Source organism: Pseudomonas sp. FFPRI_1 (assembly GCF_055384485.1).
Map to the genome: position 1 here is coordinate 5,282,242 of NZ_AP029168.1, position 12,148 is coordinate 5,294,389.

The window sequence follows — 12,148 nt, forward strand, 5'->3', positions numbered from 1 at the left end:
TCACTCCAGATCGGGCAATCACGGAAAAATGCGGAAGCTCTGCGGCTTCCATCAGTAGTGCTGCAAAGACTAAGAGCACATCACCCGAGGCTCAATGACCGTAACTGACAACTTGATGACCAAAACGCACAGCCCTTGACCGCAACGACCTCAGCGCCAGGGGAGGTACAGCCAGGTTATCGGCCTCCATGCAGGACACCGATCAATGGCAGCAGAGTGCAGGCTTCAACGGTACAAACCGGGAGCCTGATGCAGCCTCGCCGCGACCGCGAAGACACCCCTCGTGGCCACGGCGCAGCACTGCAACCTCTAGAGCGCCGCGTACGCCAGTTCGGCCAGTTCCCGCGCACGAGGGTCGATCATCATGTGACGGCCCGAGGTGGTGGTGACAAAACCAAAGCTCACATCGCGATCGGGGTCAGCGAAACTGATAGGCCCCCCCAGCCCGATATGACCAAAGGTATTGGGTCCCATGCCATGGGAAGCCGCCGGGTCGTCCGGCTGCTCCATCATGCAGCCCAGCCCGTAGCGCATGGGTCGCATCCAGATGCGGTCCATGCCATTGCTGTGCTCACGGGTGAACTCACTCAGCAACTCAGGCCCGATCAGCCGCCCACCCAACAGCGCGCTATAAAAACCGGCCAGGCCGTGGGCTGTGCCGTATCCACTCACGCCGGGTTGCTGATAGCCCCACCAGCGAGGATCGGAGGTTCTTTTGGGCACCATGCCCGGATTGGTGAAGGCCAATGTCGCCACATGGGATGGCTGGCTGATCAGCACTTGGCGTAAATCCTCCGCATAGCGATCCCCTACCCGGCCTTTGGAATCGCCATAGTGGGCGATGCGATGAAAGTGCTGCTCATCCACTCCAAGATGCACATCCAGCTCATTGGGTTGCGAGATCTCCTCATGGATAAAGGTGCAAGGATCCCGACCGTCGGCCCGACGGATCATCTCGCCAACTATCCAGCCGTAGACGGTGGTGGCATACCCCATGTCCGTCCCCGGCTCCCACCACAATGGCTCCGCCGCCAGGACTTCAGTCATGTGCTCCCAGTCATACATCTTGGCGTTATGGTTTGGCGCTCGAAGTGCGGGAATGCCCGAAGTGTGAGCCATGACCTGGCGCAGGGTGACCTGGCCTTTGCCGCCCTGAGCGAACTCAGGCCAGTAATGGGCCACCGGTTTATCCAGGTCCAGCTTACCCTCCTCCACCAACATCAGCAGCGCTACCGCAGCAAAGGGTTTTACCGTGCAGAAGGTATTGCCCAGGGTATCGCGGTCCCAGGGTTTTTCGCCCTGCGGATCTGCCACACCGGCCCATAAGTCGACAACCGTCTCGCCGCCGACTTGTATGCAAACCGCCCCACCAAACTCATGGGGATCATCGAACATTGCTTCAAAAGCGCGTTGAACGGCTTCGAACCCATTAGCACACGTCCCTTTTGCTTCCATTACCAAGACTCCATTCGTTTAAAATACCGACCCAGGCTGTAACTCTCATCCACAATAAAACTGACTGCTGGCCTTCGAGTCATATGGATACAGGCAAATCGCGCCCAGGAATTAGCCCGCCTCCTGTATTACAAGGAAGCTCGCCCCAACCATTAATATGCTGTTGTGTATTACAAGCTGACTCAGCCTCTTGACGAGAACTGGGTAGTATTCATCGCAAAACGATTTGCGCGTCGATAAGTTCCGAGGTCATTAAACCTGACCCCCGCCTCCGCCATAACTTTATGAGCATAGGGCGCTGTCATCTGGCGTAAATAGAAAGGATCCCTCACCACAAAGTGGTGAATACTGTGAGTACTGCCAAAGTTGAAACAGAACAACTGGAACGGCCACAACAACCAATGGTTCATCACTTGAGTCTGCTGCAGCACATTTCGCGGCATGACATCACCGTAGTAGTGCATGTTGGAGCTGATGAAATACAGACAGAATTGCCGAATCATATTGGGTGCAACAACAATGACCACTGCGCTATCGACTACATTCATCACCTGCAAGGTCGCGGCTGAAATATGCAGGTCCATGCCCAGCAACGGCGCGGCCAAGGTGTATAAGTGATAACCCAGGAATACGTACCAGCACCCCCAGTACAAAAACCCCAGAGGCGTATTGAGGCGAATAATCTTGCCTAGCAGATGCATCTTTTGCCGCCAACCCGGGGCACGCACGGCATTCGCAAAGCCAAACAGGAAACCATCCACCAGCTTCAGCAACCGCAGCAGGCCCCAGGGGTTGCCGCTGGTGGTGATCCAGGCTTCGACATCGGTACTGGTTCCCGACTCCTTGTGATGATGAAAGTGCAGATTGCGCCGAACCCAGGGGCTGGGCATCCCCGGGCGGGCCAGCCAGCACAGCAGCATCATGAAGTTGTGCGCCAAAGGCTGCTTTCTGAAATACAACCGGTGAATCAGATCATGTTCAAGTTCATGAATGAACGATGTCATTAATGCGTTCACCAGAATACATAACCAGGCCGGTATGATGCCTTTCACATACAGACTGCCGGAGACCAGCATCCCGAGTATCGAAAAAGCCATGACACTTGAACCAATGGCATTTTGATAACTCAAGATCGGATAGCGCTTTCGCAAGTCGTTACTGTGTTCGGTGATTTTCCTGCTGACCTCTTCACTTAGTTGCTGATCGGTCATTGGATGATCACCGTCATACTCTTTTTCTAAGAGATTCATCATTTCATCCTCTTGAATAAAATGGCTGGGAACGAGCTCGATTAGGGAAGCACAGCTTAATGGCAAAAAAAATTAAAGGCCCGGAAATAACGTTACACCTGCTAAGCGGCGGCCTGACCCGCCAGATAAAACTACATCTGTTATGAATGACCAGCCAGTCTAAACCCGCACTATAAAGTCCAGGAAAACTCGACACTTACGTCAATTAACCGAAAACTTTCAAAGCAACTTTCTCTAAAAAGTCACATCCCACACTACTTTTAAGCTCAATAAGAAAATGTGGAACAGGAATAACCCCGTAGAATCCGTAACATCACACTAGATACCGTCAGAACCCGAACCCAATGTGGAATACCTCGCTGGACGGGTTATTCGCTGCGCCTGTGCCCCCAGGAAAGACTGCCGGCATCCCAGGCCTGGTTTTCCTGCGCCGACCAGCAGCAGAAAGGGCCCAGGTGGCCAGCAACACCGACCTCGATCAACCTGACGGCGAAAACCCGGCGCATTGCTGAAAAACTTGCCATTTCAGCCAAAAAACGTTCTAACATGTTGTTTTGCTGTACCTTTGGTACAGATTTCAGAGAAATGTCACGATCCAGCACTCGGCCGCTGACTGTTTTCCCATGCGCAAACTTCTCTACACCATCCTCACCCTGGCCTTGCTCGCCGCCCTCACCAGTTACGGAGTCTGGACCCGCGACCGCCCAGGGGCGCACTACCTGTCGGACCTGCGCATCCAGCTCGCCGTCGACCAGGGAGTGCCTGCCGATCACGGCAACCTGCTGGCGATTCAGCCAGAGCTGTTCCCCACCGACTACCAAAGCACCGAGCGCCTGCATCGCAAGCTCGCGGCCTACCTGCAACAGGCCCGTGACCAGGGCCTGGTGAATGACAAGACCATCGTCGTGCTGCCGGAACACGTTGGCACCTGGCTGATGGTCAGTGGCGAAAAGAACGAGCTGTACCAGGCCACCTCCCTGAAAGAAGCGATGAACTGGCTGGCGGTGAGCAACCCGCTGCCGTTCCTCAAGGCATTGCTCATGGCCAAGGGTGACAGCCGCCTGGACGACGCACACCTGCGCATGAAGGCGAAAAAGATGGCCAAGGACTACCAACAGCTGTTTGGCGGCCTGGCCAAGGAGTTCCATGTAACCCTGGTGGCCGGCTCGATCATCCTGCCGGAACCCAGCGTCAGCCAGGGCAACCTGCAAATCGGCAGCGGCGCCCTGTACAACAGCAGCCTGGTATTTGGCAGCGATGGCCTGCCGATCGGCCAGCCTCAGCGCCAGATCTACCCGACCTACGCCGAAAGTGGCTACGTACAAGGGGATGCCAAGCAAACGGTGCAGGTCATCGATACCCCGGCAGGCCGCCTTGGGGTGCTGATCGGCAGCGACAGCTGGTACCCGGCCAACTACCGCAAGCTCGACGAACAGAACGCCCAGTTGATAGCGGTACCGGCCTTTATCCTCGGCAAGGACAGCTGGGACAAACCTTGGCGCGGCTTCAAGAGCATTACCACTCCCAGCGAAGTCAGCCTCAAGCCCGAGGAAGCCAGCGAGGGCGATGCCTGGCACCGCTTGACCCTCACCAGCCGGGCTCCCAGCAGTCTTGCCGGCGCGGGAGCCAGTGTGTTCCTGCGTGGCCAGTTCTGGGACCAGCACAGCAGCGGCAACAGCTTCATCAACCGCAACGGCCAGACCTTTGCCGATGAAGATGCCCGAGGTGCCCGCTTGCTGAACATCTGGCTGTAACCGATGAAAACTCCGCCGATGCGCCTGGGGGACTTGTCGGTGGGCTTTGTCCACAGCCTGGCGGACGCGGTGCGCAGCCATGGCCTGGACCCGGACCCGCTGCTCGAGCAATACGCTCTCGACGCGGCACGGCTGGCGCAGGCTGGGGCCCGGCTGTCGATCCCCCGCTACATGCGCCTGGGGCATGCGGCGATCCTGCTCACCGACGACCCGGCACTGGGCCTGCGCATGGGCCGCCTCAGCCGGCTGAGCCAGGCCGGGCTGGCCGGAGTCACCGCCGCACAGGCCCCCACCGTGCGCGAAGCCGCCCGCTGCCTGACCCGTTTCGAAGCCCTGTACGGCTCCAACTACCGTGGCCAATCGAGCTTTCACGAGAACGCCGACGGCGCCTGGCTGCGCTTCTACTCCATCAGCCCGTACAACGCCTACAACCGCTTTGTGGTGGACTCGATCATCTCCGGCTGGCTGCAGCAGCTGTCCAGCGTCGCCGGTCAGGTGATCCACGCTGAACATATCGATATCGAATTCGAGCGCCCCGACTACCACGACGCCTACGCCGTGCTCGGCCCCACGCCCATCCACTTCGGCGCCGAACAGAACCAGTTGCGCCTGAGCCAGGCCAGCCTGGGCCTGCGCAACCCGGAACATTGCCCGAGCACCTGGCGGCATCTGGTGCAACTGTGCGAAAGCGAGCTGGAGCAACTGACTCGCACCCGCAGCCTGCGCGAACGCATCATTCAAATGCTGGGGCCGTTGCTCAACGGTGGCCGCGAGCCTGACCTGGAAGAAGTGGCGATGCGCCTGAAGCTGCCGACCTGGACCTTGCGGCGCAAGCTGGCGGAAGAAGGGACGCAGTTCCGGGCGATTCTCAATGACACCCGCCGCGACCTGGCCATGACCTACATTCGCGATACAGAACTGGCGTTCGGGGAGATTGCCTATCTGTTGGGCTTTGCCTCAGCCGAGGCGTTTCAACGGGCGTTCAAGCGCTGGACTGGCCAGACCCCTGGGGAATTTCGCCGCAGCCAGCGGCAGTTCGGCTAGAAAAACGGCAAAAAAAAACGCCACCGGCGTTACAGCTCGGTGGCGTCGTCTGCGGGTTCCAGAGGATCCAGCTCGAAAGCTTGATACTCCAGCAGTTCCTCTTGGTATTCGTCCATGGCGGACTCCTTTTTCCGTTATTGACTGACCTTGTTGAATAACCCTGGACCTAATGACCATCGGGATCAGCATAAAGTGCCGGGATGACAGAAAAAATACTACCCCCCAAGTCAGGATTTCTACCATTAAAACGTAACAGCCCATGAGAAATTTAACCTTCGGACACAGATGCAACTGCAATGATTGCAATTGCAATCATATTTGCCAATCCGTTAGGGTAGCCGCTCTCCCCCCTGCGGACGGCGCCAAGCATGAACCCATCCTCACTGTTCTCCACTCGCCACACGGCCCTTGCTCAACAGGCGGCCCAGGCCTGCCTGGATCTGCTCAGGAGCGTGCGCAACCCTGGCGGCTCGCCACTCAATACCGTGCTGGAGATGGCCAATACCCTGGAGCTGGACCGGCGCACCGCGCGCCAGTCCTTTGTGGTGCGCAGCCACGGCGCACCACCGCGAAGTACCCGGATCAGCGCCTGGCCGCTGTGGTTCTGCACTGATAGCGCGGAAAAGCCCCTGCTTTATCTGCACCGTTCCAGTTCCTCGGCGCAGTTGTGTGCGGTCAGTGCCGAGACGGCAGCGCGGGGCATCCTGTGCAACGACAGTGAGACCCGGACCTCCCCATGGCCCAAGGGTGCCGACCCATCGCTGGCGTTGTGGCTGGCCCACAACCCGCACTGCCTGCCCTTCGATCCGGCCACTGGCGCGGAGGCCGAGGCGATTGTCCTGGAGGCTCTGCAACGCCTGTATGTCGAGGGCCAGCCAGGTTTCTACTACCTGGCCTTGCATGACCATGAGCTGCAACTGGAACTGACGCCCGAGCAAAGGCAGGCCGCGTTGCAGGGCATGTACAAAGTGGCGGACACCGCTGCGCATGCAGCAGGTAGGCGCGTGCGCCTGCTGGGCGCCGGCCGGGCGCTTGCCCAGGTCAGGGCCGCGGCAGATCTGCTGCAGCGGGATTGGAACGTGGCCAGCCAGCTCTGGAGTTGCCCCAGCTACACTCGCCTGGCGCGGGAAGCGGCTGCGGCACAGCACTGGAACCACCTGCATCCAGGCCAGGAAAAGCGCGATTCACACCTGCAGCGCTGCCTGGCGGATGATTCGGCACCGGTGCTTGCAGTGACCGGCTACGGCCAGGCGGTGGCCGAACAACTGCGCCCTCACCTCAGGGCCGAGCTGGTGGCCCTGGGCACCGACTCCTTCGATGCTGCCCGCGACCCACGACGCGGACGCTGCCCCGAGGCACGCTGGATCGCCGTACTGGCCCTCAAGAGCCTGGCGGACGCCGGGCAACTGCCCATGCAGTGTGTGAAACAGGCGATGGCGACCTACGGCCTGCCATGACGGCGCCCGGCTCAGGCCTTGGAGCGTGCCTCGCCACCGCTGGCCGCCGCCCGGGCCAGGGCCGCGGTGCGTTCCAGTGCATCGGCAAAGGCGTGTTTGTGCTCGCTGTCCAATTGCGAGAGAAACAGCTCGGCGACTGTCGCTTCGTAGATTTTCCACATCTTCTTGCGCAGTTTTCGCCCTTCGTCGGTGATGCTGACAAAGGCCGCACGGCCATCGCCCTCACAGCGCGAGCGCTGCACCAGGCCGTCTTTTTCCAGACGGTCCACCAGGCGCGTGAGGTTGTAGCGCTCGATGGCCAGCACATCGGCCAACTCATGCATGCGCCGCGTGCCTTCGGCGCCGCTTTCCAGGCCCCACAGGGCGTCGTACCAGGCATAGGCCGGCAATCCGGCCTGGGCCAGGCGGCGCTCGATTTCCCGAATCACCGTCCTGTGAGCCCTGACAAAACGGAACCAGACATCGGGCTCTTTTGAAGACATGCCACACCATCCGCGGGTTTGAAGAAGGGTTGCAATAGTAGCGCATGCCGGGATAAATTCGCTCATGTAGTTGCAATTGCAATTACTTTTCCGGTGCCAGAGACCCTCCGATTCCACAAGAATCCACGCGCTGGAACCCGCCCAACACGGAGCCAGGTATGACCCAGAACAACACTGCAAGCCTCGATAACGATCCCCAGGAAACCCGCGAATGGCTCGACTCCCTGGAGTCGGTGCTGACGGTGGAAGGTCGCCCCCGGGCCCATTACCTGATCGACCAGTTGCTGGATTTCGACGTGGCACGCCACGGCGATTTCCATGGGCGGGTGACCACACCCTATATCAACACCATCGCACCTGAGCGGCAGCAGCCCTATCCCGGCGACCTGGAGACCGAGCGCAAGCTCAACGCGATGATCCGCTGGAACGCCATGGCCATGGTGCTGCGCGCCGGCCAGCATTCAGGCGTCGGCGGCCACATCGCCACCTACGCGTCGGCGGCCGTGCTCTATGATGTCGGCTTCGACCATTTCTTCCGTGGCCGCAGCAACAACTTCGACGGGGACATGGTGTACATCCAGGGCCACTCCTCCCCCGGCATCTACGGCCGCGCCTACCTCGAAGGCCGGATCAGCGCCACCCAGCTCGACAACTTCCGCCGTGAAGCCGATGGCCAGGGGATTTCCTCCTACCCGCACCCAAGGCTGATGCCGGACTTCTGGCAATTCCCCACCGTGTCCATGGGCCTGGGGCCAATTACCGCGGCCTACCAGGCGCGCTTCATGCGCTACCTGGAACTGCGCGGGCTCAAGCAGCACCAGGGGCGCAAGGTCTGGGCCTTCCTCGGCGACGGCGAGATGGACCAGCCCGAATCCCTGGCGGCGATTTCCCTGGCCGGGCGGGAGAAACTCGACAACCTGATCTTCGTCGTCAACTGCAACCTGCAGCGCCTCGACGGCCCGGTGCGGGGCAACGCCAAGGTGATTCAGGAGTTCGAAAGCCTGTACCGCGCCGCCGGCTGGAACGTGATCAAGGTGATCTGGGGCAGCGGCTGGGACGCGCTGCTGGAGAAGGACCGCAGCGGCCTGCTGCGCCAACGCATGATGGAATGCGTGGATGGCGACTATCAGAACTACAAGTCGCAGAACGGCGCCTATGTGCGCGAGCACTTCTTCGGCAAGTACCCGCAGCTGCTGGAGCTGGTGGCCGACCTCTCCGATGAACAGATCTGGAAGCTCTCCCGGGGCGGCCACGACCCGCTCAAGGTCTACAACGCCTACGCCGCTGCGGTACGCCACAGCGGCCGGCCAACGGTGATCCTGGCGAAAACCGTCAAGGGCTTTGGCATGGGCGAAGCCGGCGAAGGCCAGAACATCAACCACCAGCTGAAGAAGATGGGCGCCGACGCGGTCAAGGCTTTCCGTGATCGCTTCGAATTGCCGGTCAGCGATGACCAGCTAACCGACATGCCCTACCTCAAGCCCGCTCCGGACAGCGAGGAAGCCCGCTACTTCGCTGCCCGACGCAGCCGCTTGGGCGGTTGTGTGCCGGCTCGCTTCAACGACTGCGCGCCGCTGCAGATCCCGGCCCTGGAGACCTTCGCCACCCAGCTCAAGGACACCGGCGACCGGGCGATATCCACCACCATGGCCTTTGTGCGCATTCTCGGCACCCTGCTCAAGGACCCGGAGATCGGCAAGCGGGTGGTGCCGATCGTGCCCGACGAGTCACGCACCTTCGGCATGGAAAGCCTGTTCCGCCAGATCGGCATTCACTCGGCGGTGGGCCAGCTCTATACCCCGCAGGACGCCGGGCAACTGAGCTACTACAAGGAGAGCAAGGACGGCCAGATCATGCAGGAAGGCCTGAACGAATCCGGGGCAATGTCTTCCTGGATCGCCGCCAGCACCTCCTACAGCAATCACCAGTTCATGACCTTGCCCTTCTACATCTTCTATTCGATGTTCGGCTTCCAGCGGGTCGGCGACCTGGCCTGGGCCGCCGGCGATGCGCGGGCCCGGGGCTTCCTGCTGGGCGCCACTTCCGGACGCACCACCCTGATGGGCGAAGGCCTGCAGCATGACGACGGCCACAGCCATATCCTCGCGTCGGTGATCCCCTGCTGCGTCTCCTACGACCCGACCTTCGCCTATGAACTGGCGGTGATCATCCACGAAGGCATGCAACGCATGTATGTGCAGCAGGAGGACGTGTATTACTACATCACCCTGCTCAACGAAAACTACCCGCAGCCGGCCATGCCCGAAGGCGCTCGCGAGGGCATTCTCAAGGGCCTGTACTGCTTCAGCTCAAGCACCGCCAAGGACGCCAAGGCGCCACGGGTGCAACTGATGGGCAGCGGTTCGATCCTGCGCGAGGTGATCGCCGCCGGACAGTTGCTGGAACAGGACTTCGGCGTGCACTGCGACATCTGGAGCGCCACCAGCCTCACCGAACTGCGCCGCCAGGGCCAGGCGGCGGAGCGTTGGAACCTGCTGCATCCGCAGCAGCCCCGGCGAGCGGCCTATGTCGAGCAATGCCTGCAAGGCCATCAGGGCCCGCTGGTGGTGGCCACCGACTACATGAAACTGTTCGCCGACCAGATCCGCCCCTTCGTCGAGGGCCGGCGCTTCGTCGCCCTGGGCACCGATGGCTTTGGCCAGTCCGACACCCGGGAAAACCTGCGGCAGTTGTTCGAAGTGGACCGGCATTTCATCGCCGTGGCGGCGTTGAAAGCCCTGGCCGATGACGGAAAAATCCCTTACAGCCAGGTCGGCGAAGCCTTGAGCCGCTATCGGATCGACACTGAAAAAGTCGACCCGTGCTCGGTGTAGGCGCCTTAGTGCCCGCTGCTCGGCAGGGCCGGAATCGGCTCGCTGGGTGGTGGCAGATGGCTGGCCGGTGGCGGGGTGATGGTTTCAGGCGCCGGTGCCGGCTCGCTGGCCGGGGCAGGGCTTGCCGGAACGATCGGAGCGGCCTCGGCGGGCGGCGCCAGCGGCTGGGATGCCGCAGGCTCGGGCTCGCTGGCAGGAGTGGCCACAGCGGCCGGTACTGGCGCCGGTGCTACTGCTGCCGGTTCGGCCACCGGGGCCAGGGGCTTGGCCTCGGGCTTGACCTCAGGCACCCCGAGGTCGGCCTTGGGCTTCTCTTCGATATGCGCGGCCTTCTTCACTTCCTGGGGCAGGAACAGCTCCACCAAAGCGAAATAACGGTCATAGAACTTGGCCGACGACACCGTTTCGCTGGCCACCTTGACCATCGAGTCGTCGGTGGAACCGATCGGCATCGAGACCGAGCCCAGCACCCCTACCCCGAGGCTTGCCGAGTTGTTCACCTTCTTCAGCGCATAACGGTCCTGCAGGGCGTTGGCGAACATCGTCGAACGCTGATCGCCGCTGCCATCCTGGGCGCAGACCACGTTGAAGCTGATTTCCAGGTGGGTCTCGCCGGTCTGCTGGAAGCTCTTGTGGCCGCTGACCAGTTTCGGATCGTTGCTGGTGATGATGTAGCCCTGACTGAGCAGCGCACGCCGCGCGGCTTCACAGGAAGCGGCATCGCTCACCGGGTAATTGCGCGAAAACGTGCCGGAATCATCGAAGCTTTCATGTTCGTAGATGGCGGTCTTGTGCGACGAACAGCCGGCCACCGCAGACAGCAGCAACACCCCGGCCGTGGCGCGCAGATGAAATGATTTAAACATCGAAAATCCTGAGGAAAACGCTCCGGCGCGTATTGTGCAACAGATCAAGGTCCCGCAGCGCGGGTAATTGGTGCCTTAGATTGCATACCCCTCTACTGACCACCGTTTGCCGGAAAAAGTCGCTCGCTCAAGTGCGCGATCAGCACCCGCAGCTTGGCCGCCGCATGCCGGCTCGAGGGCCACAGCACCCAGAAGGCACCGTTGTGCTCCAGGTATTCGTCGAGCACGGTTTGCAACTCGCCACGGCGCACCGCAGCCTGGACCATGAAGTCCGGCAGGCAGGCGATCCCCAGTCCACTGCGCGCGGCATGCTCCACCGCCTCGATGGAACTGCTGGTCAGGCGGGTCGGCAGCACCGGCTCCGGCGCATCGGCCTGGGCCTTGAACGGCCAGGCCTCAAGCTTGCCGGTGTGGTGAAAGGTATGTCGCAGGCAGGCATGGCTGCGCAGATCCTGCGGGGTGTGCGGCACACCGCGCTGCTGAAAATAATCGGGGCTGCCCACCAGCACCATGCGAAAACGCCCCAACTGCCGGGCCAGCAATCGCGAATCCTTGGGGTTGCCGGTGCGCACCACCAGATCAAACCCCTCCTCCACCACATCCACCATGCGATCGGAAAGGTCCACATCCAGCTCGATCTGCGGATAGCGCTGCATGAATTCCGCCAATACCGGCATCAACAGGCCATGGACCTGTGGCGCGCTGATACGCAGCTTGCCCACCGGCGCGCTGGCGGAATCGCACAGCTGGAACTCGGCGGACTCGACCTCGGCTGCGATCCTTCGGCAGCGCTCAAGGAAGCCGGCGCCTTCGGCAGTCAGGCTGATACTGCGGGTGGTGCGATGGAACAGTCGGGTTTCGAGGCGCTCTTCCAGGCGCGCGATACTCTTGCCCACCGCCGAGGAGGACACCCCCAGAAGACGCCCCGCTTCGGTGAAGCTGCGGGTTTCCGCGACCTGCATAAACACCGGGATGCTGCCCAGCCAGTCCATAGTGCGCTCCAAGA

Annotated in this window: 10 protein-coding genes; 4 read left to right on the forward strand and 6 right to left on the reverse strand. The window is 61.1% G+C overall.

Annotated elements, in window-relative coordinates; genetic code table 11:
- Positions 1-309: 309 nt before the first annotated feature.
- From ACZ5BO_RS23355 to ACZ5BO_RS23365, 3 genes are all read right to left on the reverse strand, one after another.
- Positions 310-1,455: a serine hydrolase domain-containing protein gene (locus ACZ5BO_RS23355; RefSeq protein WP_464696620.1), complete on the reverse strand. Its 1,146-nt coding sequence runs from the start codon at positions 1,453-1,455 to the stop codon at positions 310-312.
- A gap of 182 nt (positions 1,456-1,637) precedes the next feature.
- Positions 1,638-2,705 carry a fatty acid desaturase gene (locus tag ACZ5BO_RS23360; protein WP_464701357.1) on the reverse strand — a complete coding sequence of 356 codons (1,068 nt, stop codon included), beginning with the start codon at positions 2,703-2,705 and terminating at the stop codon, positions 1,638-1,640.
- A 368-nt stretch (positions 2,706-3,073) separates the two neighbouring features.
- Positions 3,074-3,253: a hypothetical protein gene (locus tag ACZ5BO_RS23365; RefSeq protein WP_464696621.1), complete on the reverse strand. Its 180-nt coding sequence runs from the start codon at positions 3,251-3,253 to the stop codon at positions 3,074-3,076.
- A gap of 75 nt (positions 3,254-3,328) precedes the next feature.
- Between ACZ5BO_RS23365 and ACZ5BO_RS23370 the strand changes: the two genes are divergently transcribed.
- From ACZ5BO_RS23370 to ACZ5BO_RS23380, 3 genes are all read left to right on the forward strand, one after another.
- Positions 3,329-4,459 carry a carbon-nitrogen hydrolase family protein gene (locus ACZ5BO_RS23370; RefSeq protein WP_025126518.1) on the forward strand — a complete coding sequence of 377 codons (1,131 nt, stop codon included), beginning with the start codon at positions 3,329-3,331 and terminating at the stop codon, positions 4,457-4,459.
- Between the two features lie 3 nt (positions 4,460-4,462).
- On the forward strand, positions 4,463-5,503 hold the full coding sequence (locus tag ACZ5BO_RS23375; protein ID WP_464696622.1) for an AraC family transcriptional regulator: 1,041 nt from the start codon (positions 4,463-4,465) through the stop codon (positions 5,501-5,503).
- 368 nt (positions 5,504-5,871) lie between these two features.
- Positions 5,872-6,960, forward strand: a complete 1,089-nt coding sequence (locus ACZ5BO_RS23380) for a transketolase-like TK C-terminal-containing protein (RefSeq protein ID WP_464696623.1) — start codon at positions 5,872-5,874, stop codon at positions 6,958-6,960.
- 11 nt (positions 6,961-6,971) lie between these two features.
- On the opposite strand, the gene ACZ5BO_RS23385 is transcribed toward ACZ5BO_RS23380, so the two are convergent.
- Complete coding sequence (locus ACZ5BO_RS23385; protein WP_025126515.1) at positions 6,972-7,442, reverse strand: MarR family winged helix-turn-helix transcriptional regulator; 471 nt, start codon at positions 7,440-7,442, stop codon at positions 6,972-6,974.
- Between the two features lie 158 nt (positions 7,443-7,600).
- On the opposite strand from ACZ5BO_RS23385, the gene aceE reads away from it, so the two are divergent.
- Positions 7,601-10,276 carry a pyruvate dehydrogenase (acetyl-transferring), homodimeric type gene (gene aceE / locus ACZ5BO_RS23390; RefSeq protein ID WP_464696624.1) on the forward strand — a complete coding sequence of 892 codons (2,676 nt, stop codon included), beginning with the start codon at positions 7,601-7,603 and terminating at the stop codon, positions 10,274-10,276.
- Positions 10,277-10,281: 5 nt separating this feature from the next.
- Here the strand turns inward: aceE and ACZ5BO_RS23395 are convergent, their stop codons facing one another.
- Positions 10,282-11,142, reverse strand: coding sequence for a DUF2242 domain-containing protein (locus tag ACZ5BO_RS23395; RefSeq protein ID WP_464696625.1), 861 nt, complete (start codon positions 11,140-11,142; stop codon positions 10,282-10,284).
- A gap of 92 nt (positions 11,143-11,234) precedes the next feature.
- A complete protein-coding gene (locus ACZ5BO_RS23400) occupies positions 11,235-12,134 on the reverse strand; it encodes a LysR family transcriptional regulator (RefSeq protein WP_025126512.1) in 900 nt (299 codons plus the stop codon).
- Positions 12,135-12,148: the final 14 nt, after the last annotated feature.

Coding starts and splice junctions, on each gene's coding strand:
- ACZ5BO_RS23380 (WP_464696623.1), top strand. CDS start 5,872: ATGAACCCATCCTCACTGTTCTCCACTCGCCACACGGCCCTTGCTCAA.
- ACZ5BO_RS23395 (WP_464696625.1), bottom strand. CDS start 11,142: ATGTTTAAATCATTTCATCTGCGCGCCACGGCCGGGGTGTTGCTGCTG.
- ACZ5BO_RS23355 (WP_464696620.1), bottom strand. CDS start 1,455: ATGGAAGCAAAAGGGACGTGTGCTAATGGGTTCGAAGCCGTTCAACGC.
- ACZ5BO_RS23365 (WP_464696621.1), bottom strand. CDS start 3,253: ATGTTAGAACGTTTTTTGGCTGAAATGGCAAGTTTTTCAGCAATGCGC.
- ACZ5BO_RS23400 (WP_025126512.1), bottom strand. CDS start 12,134: ATGGACTGGCTGGGCAGCATCCCGGTGTTTATGCAGGTCGCGGAAACC.
- ACZ5BO_RS23375 (WP_464696622.1), top strand. CDS start 4,463: ATGAAAACTCCGCCGATGCGCCTGGGGGACTTGTCGGTGGGCTTTGTC.
- aceE (WP_464696624.1), top strand. CDS start 7,601: ATGACCCAGAACAACACTGCAAGCCTCGATAACGATCCCCAGGAAACC.
- ACZ5BO_RS23360 (WP_464701357.1), bottom strand. CDS start 2,705: ATGAATCTCTTAGAAAAAGAGTATGACGGTGATCATCCAATGACCGAT.
- ACZ5BO_RS23385 (WP_025126515.1), bottom strand. CDS start 7,442: ATGTCTTCAAAAGAGCCCGATGTCTGGTTCCGTTTTGTCAGGGCTCAC.
- ACZ5BO_RS23370 (WP_025126518.1), top strand. CDS start 3,329: ATGCGCAAACTTCTCTACACCATCCTCACCCTGGCCTTGCTCGCCGCC.